The organism is Aquitalea palustris (assembly GCF_003693445.1).
Classification (GTDB): Bacteria; Pseudomonadota; Gammaproteobacteria; order Burkholderiales; family Chromobacteriaceae; genus Aquitalea; species Aquitalea palustris.
The window spans coordinates 24,299-38,824 of the sequence record NZ_RFAR01000039.1 but is presented as its reverse complement, the minus strand read 5'-3'; the positions used below and the strand labels follow the sequence as shown (position 1 = coordinate 38,824).

General features: G+C 61.9%; 16 protein-coding genes. 10 read left to right on the top strand and 6 right to left on the bottom strand.

The window, feature by feature from the left end; all coding sequences use genetic code 11:
• The 5 genes from EAY64_RS10125 to EAY64_RS10105 all read left to right on the top strand — a co-directional run.
• A partial coding sequence (locus tag EAY64_RS10125; RefSeq protein ID WP_199734430.1) for a sigma 54-interacting transcriptional regulator occupies window positions 1-650 on the top strand: 650 nt, incomplete at its 5' end.
• A 309-nt stretch (window positions 651-959) separates the two neighbouring features.
• Window positions 960-2,351: a GntP family permease gene (locus EAY64_RS10120; RefSeq protein WP_103524654.1), complete on the top strand. Its 1,392-nt coding sequence runs from the start codon at window positions 960-962 to the stop codon at window positions 2,349-2,351.
• Between the two features lie 54 nt (window positions 2,352-2,405).
• Window positions 2,406-3,182, top strand: coding sequence for a 3-hydroxybutyrate dehydrogenase (locus tag EAY64_RS10115; RefSeq protein ID WP_103524653.1), 777 nt, complete (start codon window positions 2,406-2,408; stop codon window positions 3,180-3,182).
• A gap of 22 nt (window positions 3,183-3,204) precedes the next feature.
• The gene (locus tag EAY64_RS10110; protein ID WP_103524652.1) at window positions 3,205-3,918 is read left to right on the top strand and encodes a CoA transferase subunit A; all 714 of its coding nucleotides are present in this window, start codon (window positions 3,205-3,207) and stop codon (window positions 3,916-3,918) included.
• Between the two features lie 2 nt (window positions 3,919-3,920).
• Window positions 3,921-4,601 carry a CoA transferase subunit B gene (locus EAY64_RS10105; protein ID WP_103524651.1) on the top strand — a complete coding sequence of 227 codons (681 nt, stop codon included), beginning with the start codon at window positions 3,921-3,923 and terminating at the stop codon, window positions 4,599-4,601.
• Between the two features lie 113 nt (window positions 4,602-4,714).
• Here the strand turns inward: EAY64_RS10105 and ubiB are convergent, their stop codons facing one another.
• Genes ubiB through queA form a run of 6 tightly spaced genes read right to left on the bottom strand, consistent with a single transcriptional unit; the run spans window position 4,715 to window position 9,711 of the window.
• Window positions 4,715-6,241, bottom strand: coding sequence for a ubiquinone biosynthesis regulatory protein kinase UbiB (ubiB, locus tag EAY64_RS10100; RefSeq protein WP_103524650.1), 1,527 nt, complete (start codon window positions 6,239-6,241; stop codon window positions 4,715-4,717).
• A 17-nt stretch (window positions 6,242-6,258) separates the two neighbouring features.
• Window positions 6,259-6,837: a ubiquinone biosynthesis accessory factor UbiJ gene (locus tag EAY64_RS10095; protein ID WP_103524649.1), complete on the bottom strand. Its 579-nt coding sequence runs from the start codon at window positions 6,835-6,837 to the stop codon at window positions 6,259-6,261.
• Window positions 6,838-6,868: 31 nt separating this feature from the next.
• Window positions 6,869-7,498 carry a LysE family translocator gene (locus tag EAY64_RS10090; protein ID WP_103524648.1) on the bottom strand — a complete coding sequence of 210 codons (630 nt, stop codon included), beginning with the start codon at window positions 7,496-7,498 and terminating at the stop codon, window positions 6,869-6,871.
• 46 nt (window positions 7,499-7,544) lie between these two features.
• On the bottom strand, window positions 7,545-8,279 hold the full coding sequence (gene ubiE / locus EAY64_RS10085) for a bifunctional demethylmenaquinone methyltransferase/2-methoxy-6-polyprenyl-1,4-benzoquinol methylase UbiE (RefSeq protein WP_103524647.1): 735 nt from the start codon (window positions 8,277-8,279) through the stop codon (window positions 7,545-7,547).
• Window positions 8,280-8,281: 2 nt separating this feature from the next.
• The gene (locus EAY64_RS10080; protein ID WP_103524646.1) at window positions 8,282-8,653 is read right to left on the bottom strand and encodes a gamma-butyrobetaine hydroxylase family protein; all 372 of its coding nucleotides are present in this window, start codon (window positions 8,651-8,653) and stop codon (window positions 8,282-8,284) included.
• A 26-nt stretch (window positions 8,654-8,679) separates the two neighbouring features.
• Window positions 8,680-9,711, bottom strand: coding sequence for a tRNA preQ1(34) S-adenosylmethionine ribosyltransferase-isomerase QueA (gene queA, locus EAY64_RS10075; protein WP_103524645.1), 1,032 nt, complete (start codon window positions 9,709-9,711; stop codon window positions 8,680-8,682).
• A gap of 300 nt (window positions 9,712-10,011) precedes the next feature.
• Here queA and aroQ point away from each other — a divergent pair, with 300 nt between their 5' ends.
• From aroQ to EAY64_RS10050, 5 genes are all read left to right on the top strand, one after another.
• A complete protein-coding gene (gene aroQ / locus EAY64_RS10070; protein ID WP_059287045.1) occupies window positions 10,012-10,461 on the top strand; it encodes a type II 3-dehydroquinate dehydratase in 450 nt (149 codons plus the stop codon).
• A gap of 34 nt (window positions 10,462-10,495) precedes the next feature.
• The gene (accB, locus tag EAY64_RS10065) at window positions 10,496-10,957 is read left to right on the top strand and encodes an acetyl-CoA carboxylase biotin carboxyl carrier protein (RefSeq protein WP_103524644.1); all 462 of its coding nucleotides are present in this window, start codon (window positions 10,496-10,498) and stop codon (window positions 10,955-10,957) included.
• Between the two features lie 100 nt (window positions 10,958-11,057).
• The gene (gene accC, locus EAY64_RS10060; protein ID WP_103524643.1) at window positions 11,058-12,416 is read left to right on the top strand and encodes an acetyl-CoA carboxylase biotin carboxylase subunit; all 1,359 of its coding nucleotides are present in this window, start codon (window positions 11,058-11,060) and stop codon (window positions 12,414-12,416) included.
• A complete protein-coding gene (prmA, locus tag EAY64_RS10055) occupies window positions 12,416-13,312 on the top strand; it encodes a 50S ribosomal protein L11 methyltransferase (protein ID WP_103524642.1) in 897 nt (298 codons plus the stop codon). Before accC ends, prmA begins: the two co-directional genes overlap by 1 nt.
• Window positions 13,309-14,463, top strand: a complete 1,155-nt coding sequence (locus EAY64_RS10050) for a DUF3426 domain-containing protein (protein WP_103524641.1) — start codon at window positions 13,309-13,311, stop codon at window positions 14,461-14,463. The genes prmA and EAY64_RS10050 overlap by 4 nt, the downstream gene beginning before the upstream one ends.
• Window positions 14,464-14,526 lie beyond the last annotated feature (63 nt).

The window sequence follows — 14,526 nt, the reverse complement described above, 5'->3', positions numbered from 1 at the left end:
GCGGCACGCTGTTTCTGGATGAAATCGGCGACATGCCGGCCGCACTGCAGGCCAAGCTGCTCCGGGTATTGCAGGACAAGGAGTTCGAACAGCTGGGCTCCAACCGCGTGCTGCGCGCGGATATCCGCATCATTGCCGCCACCTCGGCCCGGCTGGAAGAAAAAGTCAGCGCCGGCAGCTTCCGCGCCGATCTCTATTACCGGCTGAATGTGCTGACCATCCAGCTGCCGCCGCTGCGGGCCCATCTGCAAGATTTGCCCGTGCTGTGTGAATCGCTGCTGCTGCAACTGGCACAGCGCGGCCACATGGGGCGCTGCCAGTTGACGCCGGCAGCCATGCAGCGGCTGGCCGCCTATCACTGGCCAGGCAATGTGCGCGAGCTGCGCAATATCCTGGAGCGGGCCAGCATGCTCAGCCAGGGCGGCATGCTGGATGAAGCCGACATCGGCAGCCTGCTGGGCCCCCTGCCTGCCGGGCAAGTGGATGCCGGCGATTACCAACAGCAGATGGCGCGTTTCGAAGCGCAACTGCTGCGCCAGGCCTTGGCCGCAGCGGCCGGCCATGTGCCGACCGCCGCCCGCCAGCTGGGCATGGGCCGCGCCACCCTGTACAAGAAGCTGGCGGCGCTGGGTATCAGCACGGCGTCCTAGCCGGCCACACCAATCCACTCAGCAACAGCATGCCCGGCCTCGTCTCGAAACAGAGACAGCGTCTACCAAGCGAGACACACCGTGCGCAGCCTGCCCAGAGCGGCCTTGCCACTGCCCTGAACTGCCCTAGCGTCTCCAAACAGAGACGGCAACACCTCAGCGCCAGCATAAATCACAGCAAGTTATTGATTTTATTACGCCATCGATTCAGGCACGCTTCCTGCTGTTATCCCGTTCAGGGGCCTGGCCATGCGTCAGGCCCACACAAGGGCCCCGCAGTGGGCCACACAACAATAGAGGAGATGCACCATGAGTTTTATCGTGGTTTTGCTGGCACTGTTCTTCCTGATGCTGGCCGCCTATCGCGGCTACAGCGTCATCCTGATGGCACCGCTGGCGGCACTGGGAGCGGTATTGCTCACCGAGCCATCCGCCGTGGCACCCGCCTTTAGCGGGCTGTTCATGGACAAGATGGTGGGCTTCGTCAAACTGTACTTTCCGGTGTTCCTGCTGGGGTCGGTGTTCGGCAAGCTGGTGGAGCTGTCCGGCTTTTCCAAATCCATTGTCGCTGCGGTCATCCGCTTTATCGGCGAGAAACGCGCCATCGCCGTCATCGTCGCCGTGTGCGCGCTGCTGACTTATGGCGGGGTTTCGCTATTCGTGGTGGTGTTCGCCGTCTATCCCTTTGCCGCCGAGATGTTCCGCCAGAGCAATATTCCCAAGCGGCTGATTCCCGGCACGGTGGCACTGGGGGCTTTTTCCTTCACCATGGATTCGCTGCCGGGTACCCCGCAAATCCAGAACATCATTCCCACCACCTTTTTCAAGACCACTGCCTGGGCAGCCCCGGTGCTGGGCGTGGTGGGCGCGCTGTTCATCACCCTGGTCGGCCTCACTTATCTGGAATGGCGCCGCCGCAGCCTGATGGCCAAGGGCGAAGGCTATGGCACCGACCTGCGCAACGAGCCGGAACATGTGGACACCAGCAATCTGCCCTCCCCCTGGCTTGCCATTGCCCCCTTGCTGTTGATCGGCATCAGCAACTTTGCCTTTACCCGCTGGATTCCGGCCTGGTATGGCCCTAGCCACGAGCTGCATCTGGCTGGCATGGCCAAGCCGGTCACCACGCAGATTTCTACCGTCACCGCCATCTGGTCGGTAGAGGCCGCCCTGCTGCTGGGCATTGCCTTCGTTGCCCTCACCGCCTGGCCAGCCATCCGCGAGAAATTTGCCGAAGGCAGCAAGGGCGCGATTGCCGGGGCCATGCTGGCGGCGATGAATACCGCATCGGAATACGGCTTTGGCGCGGTGATTGCCGCCCTGCCCGGCTTCATGGTGATTGCCCATGCCTTGCAGAACATTCCCAATCCGCTGGTCAATGCCGCCGTTACCGTCAGCACCCTGGCCGGGGTCACCGGTTCGGCCTCCGGCGGCATGAGCATTGCGCTGGCCGCCATGGGCGAGCAGTTCATCAGCGCCTGCCAGGCCGCCGGCATACCGCTGGAAGTACTGCACCGCGTGGTGGCTATGGCCAGTGGTGGCATGGACACCCTGCCACACAACGGCGCGGTGATTACCCTGCTGGCAGTCACCGGCCTCACCCACCGCGAGGCTTACCGCGACATCTTCGCGGTCACCCTGATCAAGACCCTGGCAGTGTTCTTCGTCATCTGCGTGTTCTACCTCACCGGTCTCGTTTAATTCTCCACAACATTCAGGCTCCGCCGGCTGGCGGGGCCTGACAGGATAAGCATCATGACTTCACTGGCAGGAAAAACCGCGCTGGTTACCGGCTCCACCAGCGGCATTGGCCTGGGCATCGCCCAGCAACTGGCCGAGGCCGGGGCCAATATCGTGCTCAACGGCTTTGGTGATGTGGCGGCAGCACAGGCGCAGATACAGGCCCTGGGCGTGCAGGCCTGGCATCATCCGGCAGATTTGTCCGACCCGGAGCAGATCGACGCGCTGTGTGCCTTTGCCGCAAACGAATGCGGCGGCGTGGACATCCTGGTCAACAATGCCGGCATCCAGCATGTGGCCAGGCTGGAAAACTTCCCGCCGGCGCAATGGGACAAGGTGCTGGCCATCAACCTGAGTGCGGTGTTTCACACCAGCCGCCTGCTGCTGCCCGCCATGCGCGCACGGGGCTGGGGCCGCATCATCAATATCGCCTCCACCCACGGCCTGGTGGCCTCCAGCGGCAAGTCCGCCTATGTGGCCGCCAAGCATGGCGTGCTGGGCCTCACCAAGACCGTGGCGCTGGAAACCGCCCACAGCGCCATTACCTGCAATGCCATCTGCCCCGGCTGGGTGCTCACCCCGCTGGTGGCACAGCAGATAGCCGACCGTGCCACGCAGCAGGGCATCAGCCCGCAGCAAGCTCAGCAAGACTTGCTGGTCGAGAAACAACCCTCCGGCCAGTTTGTCACCCCGGCACAACTGGGGGCCTTGGCAGTATTCCTGTGCAGCCCGGCAGCCGCCGAAGTACGTGGTGCCGCCTGGGCCATGGATGGCGGCTGGACTGCCCAGTAAAGCAAGCAGACAAGGAAAACCAATGAACAAGCTCTACCCTGATGCCGCCAGCGCCCTGGCCGACATCGTGGCCGATGGCCAGACCATCGCCGTGGGCGGCTTCGGCCTGTGCGGCATCCCCGAAGCGCTGATCGCCGCGCTGCGCGACAGCGGCGTGCGCAATCTCACCGCCATTTCCAATAATGCTGGCGTCGACGGCTTTGGCCTGGGCCAGCTGCTCAACACCCGGCAAATCCGCAAGATGATTGCCTCCTATGTGGGGGAGAACAAGGAATTCGAACGCCAGTACCTGAGCGGCGAGCTGGAACTGGAATTCACCCCACAAGGCACGCTGGCGGAAAAACTGCGCGCCGGCGGCAGCGGCATTCCGGCCTTTTTCACCCGCACCGGCTACGGCACGCTGGTGGCAGAGGGCAAGGAAGTGCGCGAATTCAACGGCCAGCCGCATATCCTGGAGCAGGCGTTGCAGGCCGATGTGGCGCTGGTCAAGGCCTGGAAGGCCGACCGCGCCGGGAATCTGCTTTACCGGCGCACCGCACGCAATTTCAATCCCAATGTCGCCATGGCCGGACGCATCACCGTGGCCGAGGTGGAAGAGATCGTGGAAAACGGCATGCTGGACCCGGACGCCATTCACACCCCCGGCATTTTCGTGCAGCGACTGGTGCTGAACCCCCATCCCGAAAAACGCATTGAGCAGCGCACCGTGCGCGCTGCCAGTCTGGCGGAGGCATAAGCATGGCCTGGACCCGAGAACAAATGGCCGCCCGTGCGGCACAGGAATTGCAGGATGGCTTTTATGTGAACCTGGGCATCGGCCTGCCGACGCTGGTGGCCAATCATGTGCCCGCCGGCATGGAGGTATGGCTGCAGTCGGAAAACGGCCTGCTGGGCATCGGCCCGTTTCCGACCGAAGACGAGATAGACCCGGACCTGATCAATGCCGGCAAGCAGACCATCACCACCCTGCCCGGTTCGGCCATTTTTAGCTCGGCCGACTCCTTCGGCATGATCCGCGGCGGCAAGATCAATCTGGCCATTCTGGGCGCGATGCAGGTCAGCCAGAGTGGCGATCTGGCCAACTGGATGATTCCCGGCAAGATGGTCAAGGGCATGGGCGGGGCCATGGATCTGGTAGCCGGCGTAGGCAAGGTGGTGGTGCTGATGGAGCACACGGCCAAGAAAAAGGACGGCAGCGAAGAAGCCAAGCTGCTGGAGCGCTGCAGCCTGCCCTTGACCGGCGTGGGCGTGGTCAGCCTGATCATTACCGATCTGGGGGTGATCCGGGTGGAGGCCGACGGCCTGCATCTGCAGGAGCTGGCGCCGGGGGTCAGCTTGCATGACATCTGCTCGCGCACCGCCGCACCATTGAAGCTGTCGGCCATGGTCAGCAGCGGGCAGGCCGCGCTGGCCTGCTAAGTGGTGTCAGCCGCGCCAGGCGAGCGGCGTAGACAAAAAAGCACGCCGTCGGGCGTGCTTTTTGTTGGCGGGAATGGCTAACAACAGCGCAGCAGGGCCTTGCTGAGTGGCGCTTACAACAAGGACTTGGCCAGCAAGGCTGTCAGCAGGATGGCAATCAGCGCCAGCAGGAAATTCTGCCGCTTCTGTTCGCGCATCAGCTGGATATAGCCTTCCACCAGCAGGTCGCTCTTGGCGGCAGACAGCGCCTCGTTCAGCTTGCGTGGCAACGTGGGCAGGGTGGTTGCCCATTGCGGGGCCTCCTGCTTCAGCGTGCGCAGCATGCCGCGCCAGCCCATCTGCTCGTTCATCCACTTGGTGAGGAAGGGCTTGGCAGTCACCCACAAATCCAGGTTGGGGTCCAGCTGGCGGCCCAGGCCCTCGATATTGAGCAGGGTTTTCTGCAGCAGAACCAGCTGCGGCTGGATTTCCACATTGAAACGGCGGCTGGTCTCAAACAGGCGCAGCAGCACCAGGCCAAAGGAAATCTCCGACAAGGGTTTTTCGAAGATGGGCTCGCACACCGTGCGCACCGCTGCTTCCAGTTCCTCGGCGCGGGTTTCTTTCGGCACCCAGCCCGATTCGATATGCGCGGTGGCCACGCGGTGGTAGTCGCGATTGAAGAAGGCGAGGAAATTCACTGCCAGATAATGCTTGTCCTCGTCGGTGAGGCTGCCGACGATACCAAAGTCCAGCGCGATATAACGGCCGTCTTCCGCCACGAAGATATTGCCGGGGTGCATGTCGGCATGGAAAAAACCATGGCGGAACACCTGGGTGAAGAAGATCTCCACGCCAAAGCGCGACAGCTTGCTCAAGTCCACCCCCTGCTCGCGCAGGCGCTCGATCTGCCCCACCGGCGTGCCATGCATCCACTCCAGCGTCAGTACATTGCGGTTGGTGTAGTCGTAAAACACTTCCGGCACGATCAGCATGTCCGAGCCGGTAAAATTGCGCCGCAGCTGCGAGGCATTGGCCGCCTCGTGCATCATGTCCAGTTCGTCGTGCAGATACTTGTCGAACTCGGCCACCACTTCGCGCGGCTTGAGCCGTTTGCCGTCGATGAAGAAACGCTCCACCCAGCGGGCCAGCGTGGACATCAAGGCCAGATCCTGCTCGATCACCGGCTGAATGCCCGGGCGCAATACCTTGACCGCCACCTCGCGGCCACGGCTGCCATCCGGCTGTTTCAGCCAGGCCTTGTGCACCTGTGCCACCGAGGCACTGGCCACCGGCGTGGCATCAAAATCGACAAACAAATTCTCTACCGGCTGGCCAAAGCTCTGCTCGATCACCTGCCGCGCCAGCGCGCCATCAAACGGGGCAACCCGGTCCTGCAGCTGCGCCAGCGCATCGGCGTAGTCGGGCGGCAGCAGGTCACGCCGCGTCGACAACACCTGGCCGAACTTGACGAAAATCGGCCCCAGGCCCTCCAGCGCCAGCCTCACCCGTTCTGGCAGGGGAGCGCTGACATCACGCGGCAGCGGACACAACTTCAGCAGGGTGTGAACAAAACCCAGCCGCGAATGACCTTCGAAAAAATCATCCAGACCATAACGGTACAGCGTGGAAACAATCTTGAAAAAACGCGAAATCCGCATAGTGACCGGGCTAGCCCTTATTCCTTTGGTTGCACCAGCGCCGCTTCCAGCCGCGCCAGTCTTTTTTCGCTACGCGCCACATCATCGCGCAGGCTGTCCACCGCGCGCAGATAGCTAGCCACTGCTTGCCGGCTGGCCAGCATCGGCGCTTCTTCACGCAAGTGCTCCACCCAGTTTTCCAGCAGACGCCAGGCGATTTCGCCCTTGAAACCGAGCGAGGCACGGGCCACGCGCTGCAAGCGGTTGGCCGCCGCATCGCCCATGACCCGCGACAGATCTTCGCCGGCATCCCAGCGCAGACGCGCAATCAGCCGGCCAATGGCCGCAGCCAGCTCGGTGTCGCCTTCCAGGCTGACATCGCTCAGCGCCGGATCACGGCCACTCACCGCGGCCAGCGCTGCGGCATGCTGCAAGCGGATGGTGGCTTCCGGCTCGCCGGCGCAGGCGGCCAGCCAGCCTTCATCGGTAATCACCCCGCGCACCGTGAGCGGAGCCAGCACGATGCCAACACGGCGGCCGGCATGGGCCGCCAGCTCGGCCCGCACGGCAGGTTGCTGGTTCAGCAGATGATTGAATACGGCAATCTGGATACGCATCAGCAATGCTCCACAAACAAGCGTCCCGGTTTCAGTGTTTCAGCCGGGCAAACAAGAGATTGATACCCAGCAGGATAAACAGGCCGCCACACAGCTGGTCCAGTCGCTGCGCCACACCCTTGCGCCGCAGCCAGTCGCCCAGCCGCGCCGACAGCAAGGCCAGTGCCGCACACCACAGCAGGCCGGTTGCCACGAAGGTAAGGCCCAGAATCACAAAGGACACGGCAGTGGCCCCCGGTTTGACAAACTGCGGCAGGAAGGCCAGAAAAAACAGCGCCACCTTGGGATTGAACAGATTGGTGAGGAAGGCCTCGCGCAGGATCTTGCCTGGCCGCGCGGCTTCCAGCCGGGCCGCATCGCTGGTGATGCTGCTGCCGGGTCTGCGCAGCATTTTCACGCCCAGCCACAGCAGATAGCCCGCCCCCAGCAGCTTGACCGCGACAAAGGCCATGGCCGATGTCGCCAGCAGCGCCGACAGGCCAAAGGCCGCCAGCAGGGTGTGGCCCAGGCTGCCAAGGCCGATGCCCAGCGCCGACAGCAGGCCGACACGACTACCCTGTGCCGTGCTGCGGCCCAGAATGTAAAAAGTGTCCGGGCCAGGCGTCAGGTTAAGCAACAGCCCTGCCGCCATGAAGGCCCACAGATTGGTGATGCCGTCCATGGAATCTCCTGCTTATGCTTTGCCCGGCTGACCCGACACCAGGGCTTTAGAGTTTGTAGCCCTTGTGCAGCGCCACCACGCCACCCGTCATATTGTGATAGTCCACCTTGCCGAAGCCGGCTTCCTGCATCATGGCCTTCAGGGTTTCCTGATCCGGATGCATGCGGATGGATTCGGCCAGATACTGGTAGCTGTCGGCATCGCCGGCCACCATCTTGCCCATCACCGGCAGCGCCTTGAAGGAATAGAAGTCATAGATGGGCGACAGCGGTTTCCATACCTTGGAAAACTCCAGCACCATCAGCTTGCCGCCCGGTTTGAGCACCCGGCACATTTCCTTCAGCGCGGCGTCCTTGTGCGTCATGTTGCGCAGGCCAAAGGCCACCGACACGGCGTCAAAATAATTGTCCGGGAAGGGCAGTTTTTCGGCATCGGCCAGCGATACCGGCAGAATCAGGCCCTCGTCCAGCAAACGGTCGCGGCCCACGGTCAGCATGGAGCTGTTGATGTCGGTCAGCCACACTTCGCCCTTCTTGCCCACGCGCTTGGACCAGCCGCGCGCCAGGTCGCCAGTGCCACCGGCGATATCCAGCACCTTGTCGCCCGGTTTCACGCCGGAGGTGGTCAGGGTGAAATGCTTCCACACGCGATGCAGGCCACCGGACATCAGGTCGTTCATCACGTCGTACTTCTTGGCAACCGAATGGAAAACATCGGCTACCTTGCCGGCCTTTTCACTCTCGGCCACCGTCTTGAAGCCAAAATGCGTTTCTTGATCCATATTCACTCCCTGCTCGCGCCAGCGGCGGCGAGGCGATTCAGATAATCCTGCCAGTATGCCTGTTGCTGCGCACCCAGCTCGTAAAGGTAAGTCCAGCTGTAGAGGCCGCTATCGTGGCCATCATCAAAGGTGATCTTCAAGGCGTAGTGGCCCACTGGCTCCAGCGCGGTAATCGCCACCTGACGCTTGCCCACCTGCAGCACTTCCTGCCCGGCACCGTGGCCACGCACTTCGGCAGAGGGCGAATACACCCGCAGGTATTCGGCCGGCAGCTGAAAGCGCTCACCATCATCAAAGCTGATTTCCAGCGTACGCGAAACGGCATGCAGGGTGATTTCCTGCACCTGGGCACTATTGGGACTGATTCCTGCCATGTCTGCCTCGTCGTGTAATGGGGGCCTTAGCCCTGCTCGTCCTTGCGTTCCAGCAGCATGGCATCGCCATAGCTGAAGAAACGGTATTGCTGCTGCACCGCATGGGCATAGGCCGCACGCATTTCCGGGTAGCCGGCAAAAGCCGATACCAGCATCAGCAAGGTGGACTTGGGCAAATGGAAATTGGTCAGCAAGCGGTCGACCACGCGGAAACGGTAGCCCGGCGTGATAAAGATGTCGGTCTCGCCACGGCCAGCCACCAGTTCGCCACTGCGCGCGGCAGATTCCAGTGCACGCATGCTGGTGGTACCCACGGCCAGCACCTTGTTGCCACGCGCATGCGCGGCCTGGATCAGATCGTAAGTGCGCTGCGGCACTTCGTAGATTTCGCTGTGCATCTTGTGCTCGGCGATATTTTCCACCCGCACCGGCTGGAAAGTACCTGCGCCCACATGCAGGGTGACATAGGCCAGTTCCACGCCCTTGGCCTGCAAGGCCGCCAGCATCTCTTCGTTAAAGTGCAGGCCGGCGGTGGGCGCCGCCACCGCGCCCTGCTCGCGGGCGTAGACGGTCTGGTAGCGCTCGTCGTCGTCGCCTTCCGCGCTTCTCTCTATATAGGGAGGCAGCGGCAACTTGCCGGAGGCTTCCAGAATGTCGAAAACATTGTCCTCAGCCAGAAAGCGCAGCTTGAACAGCGCGTCGTCGCGCTCGACCATTTCTGCTTCCCAGCGCTCGGCAAAAATCAGCCGGGTGCCGGGTTTGGGCGACTTGGAAGAACGGACATGGGCCAGTACGGTGTGCGCATCCAGCACGCGCTCGACCAGGGCTTCGATCTTGCCACCGCTGGCTTTTTCGCCAAACAGCCTGGCCTTGATGACGCGGGTATCGTTGAATACCATCACGTCACCGGCGCTGACGTGGGCGGCGAAATCGGCAAACTGCCCATCGGCAAGGGAAGTGCCGGCAACATGCAGCAAACGGCTGGCACCACGCACGGCTGGCGGGTGCTGGGCAATCAGGTGTTCTGGCAGGTGGTAATCGAAATCAGACAGCAGCATGGCGTGAAGCTCGAATCAAAACCGGCAAATTATACCTGCGCCAGCCAGCCCCGGCACGGACTTGTTCGGCAAGGCGCCGAATTTGAGCTTGATCAAGAGTGTGGCGCAAGGAACTGTAAAAAATTTGCCACCGTTTAAAATGCGGTTCACTGTAGTGCATTCGCTCGAAATGGCGGGCTTTCCGGCCAAATTCGCGGCACCCGCCAACCATCAAACAACCGTTTGAAATACTGGAAAAGCTAGACATCGTGTCGCTAATTGCGGCAAACTCGCGCCCATGTTGAACTCAGGAGCAAAGCTTTGACCGGAAAAATCCTCGTGCTGCACGGCCCCAACCTCAATCTGCTCGGAACACGGGAACCACAGCACTATGGCCGGGATACGCTAGCCTCCATCAACCAGCGGCTGACCGAACAGGCCAGCGCCGCCGGTTTCGAGCTTGAGGCGCTGCAAAGCAACGCCGAACACCTCTTGATTGACCGCGTCCACGCCTGCATGACAGACGGAACGTCGTTCATCATCATCAATCCAGCGGCCTTTACCCACACCAGCGTTGCCCTACGTGACGCCATTTCGGGGGTGAAGGTGCCATTCATAGAAGTACACCTGTCCAACGTCCACGCCCGTGAACCCTTCCGCCAGCATTCCTACTTTTCCGACCTGGCGGTCGGCGTGATCTGCGGCCTGGGCGCGCAGGGCTATGAGCTGGCACTTGCGCACGCCATCCGGCGTTTGTCCGCGCAAGCCTGAGCATAATAAAGTACATCCCATCCGAAGGATTACCATGGATCTGCGTAAACTGAAGAAACTGATCGATCTCGTCGAAGAATCCGGCATTGCCGAACTCGAGGTGACCGAAGGGGAAGAGAAAGTCCGCATCACCCGCGTATCGGCCAACACCCAGATTGCCTACGCCCAGCCGATGATGCAGATGCCGATGCAACAGCAAATGGCCGCACCGGCTGCCGCGCCGGTAGCCGCCGCAGCAGAAGCGCCGGCCGCAGCCAACAACGCCAATGCGCTGAAGTCGCCGATGGTCGGCACCTTCTACCGCTCGGCCAGCCCGGGTTCCAAGCCTTTCGTGGAAGTAGGCCAGAGCGTGAATGTCGGTGATACCCTGTGCATCATCGAAGCCATGAAGCTGATGAACGAAATCGAAGCCGACCGTTCCGGCGTGGTGAAGGCCGCACTGGCCGAAGACGGCCAGCCGGTGGAATACGGCGAGCCGCTGTTCATCATCGAGTAATTCTTCTCTGCCTCGCTAATAGACGCCAGAGATGACAGGGCACGAGACACGGCGTCTGTGCCCTTGTCGTTTGACGCGCCACTCTACGGACGTCCCTACCATGTTTGAAAAAATCCTGATTGCGAACCGCGGCGAAATCGCCCTGCGCATCCAGCGCGCCTGCCGCGAAATGGGCATCAAGACCGTGGTCGTGCATTCCGAAGCCGACCGCGAAGCCAAATACGTCAAGCTGGCCGACGAGTCGGTCTGCATTGGCCCGGCCCCGTCGACCAAGAGCTATCTGAACGTGCCGGCACTGATCGCCGCTGCAGAAGTGACCGACGCCCAGGCCATTCACCCCGGTTACGGTTTTCTGTCGGAAAATGCCGACTTTGCCGAACGCGTGGAACAATCCGGCTTTGTCTTCATCGGCCCGCGCCCTGACACCATTCGCCTGATGGGCGACAAGGTATCGGCCAAGGACGCGATGATTGCCGCCGGCGTTCCTTGCGTACCGGGTTCGGCCGGCGCTTTGCCGGAAGATCCGGCCGAGATCGTCAAGATCGCCAAGAAAATCGGCTTCCCGGTCATCATCAAGGCCGCCGGTGGCGGCGGTGGCCGTGGCATGCGCGTGGTGCACACCGAAGGCGCGCTGATCAACTCGGTACAAATGACCCGCACCGAAGCCGGTGCTGCATTCGGCAACCCGACTGTCTACATGGAGAAATACCTGCAGCAGCCGCGCCATATCGAAATCCAGATTCTGGCCGACGAATACGGCAATGCCATCTATCTGGGCGAACGCGACTGCTCCATGCAGCGCCGTCACCAGAAAATCATCGAAGAAGCACCGGCACCGGGCATTACCGACGAGCAGCGTCAGCGCATCGGCACCGCCTGCGCCGAAGCGTGCAGCCGCATCGGCTACCGTGGGGCCGGCACTTTTGAATTCCTGTTCGAAAACGGCGAGTTCTACTTCATCGAAATGAACACCCGCGTTCAGGTAGAACACCCGGTGACCGAGATGATTACCGGCGTGGACATCGTGCAGGAACAGATCCGCATTGCTGCCGGCGAAAAGCTGCGCTACAAGCAAAGCGACATCATCCTGCGCGGTCATGCCATGGAATGCCGTATCAACGCCGAAGATCCGTTTACCTTCGTCCCCTCGCCGGGCAAGATCGAAAGCTACCATCCGGCCGGTGGCCCTGGCATTCGCATCGACTCGCACATCTACCAGGGCTATACCGTGCCGTCGCACTACGACTCCATGGTAGGTAAGCTGATTTCCTATGGTGACACCCGCGAACAGGCCATGGCCCGCATGCGCGTGGCCTTGTCGGAAATCTCCATCTCCGGCATCAAGACCAATATCCAGCTGCACCAGGAATTGTTCATGGATGCCGCCTTCCAGCGTGGCAGCACCAGTATTCACTATCTGGAAGAGCGCCTGTCGCAGATGAAAAAGGGAGAGGCATAATGGCTTGGCTACAAGCCACCATCGACACGGATTCGGCCGTGGCAGAACGCCTGGCCGATGCCCTGATGGATGCCGGCGCGCTGTCGACCGCCATTGAGGACGCACTGGCCGGCACCGAGCTGGAACAGCCCATCTTCGGCGAACCCGGCATGCCGGTGGACCAGCTGTGGAATCACAGCCGCATCATCACCCTGTTTGCCGAAGATGCCGACGTCGCGCTGCTGATCGCCGCCGCCTGCACCGCCTGCAAACTGGCCATGCCGGCGTACAAGACCGAACGCGTGGAAGAGCAGGACTGGGTACGCCTGACGCAATCCCAGTTCGAGCCCATCCGCATTTCGGACCGGCTGTGGATTACCCCCACCTGGCACGATGCACCGGCTCCTGATGCCATCAACCTGCAGCTGGATCCGGGCCTGGCATTCGGCACGGGCAGCCATCCCACCACGCGGCTGTGCCTGCAGTGGCTGGATGCGCATGTTGCAGGTGGCGAAAGCGTGCTGGACTACGGCTGCGGTTCCGGCATCCTGGCCATTGCCGCCCTCAAGCTGGGCGCAGGCTCGGCGCTGGGCGTGGATATCGATGCCCAGGCAGTGCGTTCCAGTCGTGACAACGCCGACCAGAACAACGTGACGGCTACCTTCTGCTTGCCGGATGCCAATCCGGCTGCCCAGTATGATGTGGTGCTGGCCAATATCCTGGCCAACCCGCTGCGCATGCTCGGCCAGCTGCTGGCAAGCCATGTAAAAACCGGTGGTAGAATCGTGCTTTCCGGTATTCTTGCCGAACAGGCTGATGAACTGTCTGCCATTTATGCGCAATGGTTCACCATGGATACGCCCGTGTTCGACGAGGGTTGGACACGATTGACAGGAACCCGACGCCCAAGCGTATGAGCTATACGACACAGTGCCCCAGTTGCCAGACCCGTTTCAAGGTTAACGACAAGCAGTTATCTGCCGCCAACGGACTCGTCCGCTGCGGGCGCTGTTCGCATGTATTCAACGCCACCGAGCATTTTGTCAGCACCGACACCCCGCCGGTACTGACGCCACCACCGGCAGTACCCCAGCCCGTTCCGCCTCCGCCGCCCGCCGCACCGCGTGTGCAGCCACCTGCCGATCCGATGGACGATTTCGAGCTGGAACTGCCCGACTTCGACCCGCAAACTGCGGCCAGCCCGGCCGCTGCCGCTGATTTCGAACTGGAACCGGCCCCCGCGCTGGCACCTGCCACCGAGCTGCAGCAGCCCGACGGCGCCAGCAGCCGCGAGGCAGAAGAATTCCAGCGCGCACTGGCCGAAGCCCTGCAAACGCGCAAAACCAGCCCGACGCCCAGCCAGAACTATGCCGCCGAGCGGGATGAGCCAGAGCACTCGGCCCCCCTGCCCGATGTTTTCGGCAACAAACGTCGCCGTGGCGAACAGGCCGATGATGTCCCGCCGCCCGCAACCGCAGCCAGCAGCGAGCAGGCTGACATTCCGGCTCCGCCGCCCCGTCCGCCACACCCCTATGGCGATCTGGGTGAAGCAGACGAAGAAAGCAGCAGCGAGCCGCAGCAGCGCAATCCGCTGCTGACCGTGGTCATGGTATTGCTGGCCATCATTGGCGGCGTACTTTTGGCCGGCCAGCTGGTTTACTTCAACCGTACCCGCATTGCCGCCGAAGTCCCGGAAGCCCGTCCGGCGCTGGAAGCCTTCTGCCATATTGCTGGCTGCACCGTGCCCTGGCCCACCGATATCGCGCAAATCCGCACCGAATGGTCGGAACTGGCCTTCGTGCCTGAGCATGCCAACCTGATCCAGCTGTCTGCCACGCTGAAGAACCATGCTGCCTTTGCGCAGAACTACCCGATGCTGGAAGTTTCGCTGAAGGATGCCGACGATCAGGTGCTGATCCGCAAGGTGTTCTCGCCCAAGGAATACCTCAAGGCCGACGACTTCAAGCTGCAGCGCTTCAATGCCAACAGCGAGGTGAAGGTCACCATGCGGCTGGATGCCGGCAAGGTACGCGCCATGGGTTACAGCCTGTACTGGTTCTACCCCTGAGCGGCGACACCCCAACACCAAGCGGCTTCGGCCGCTTTTTTTGTGCCTGCTCGTCAACAGAAT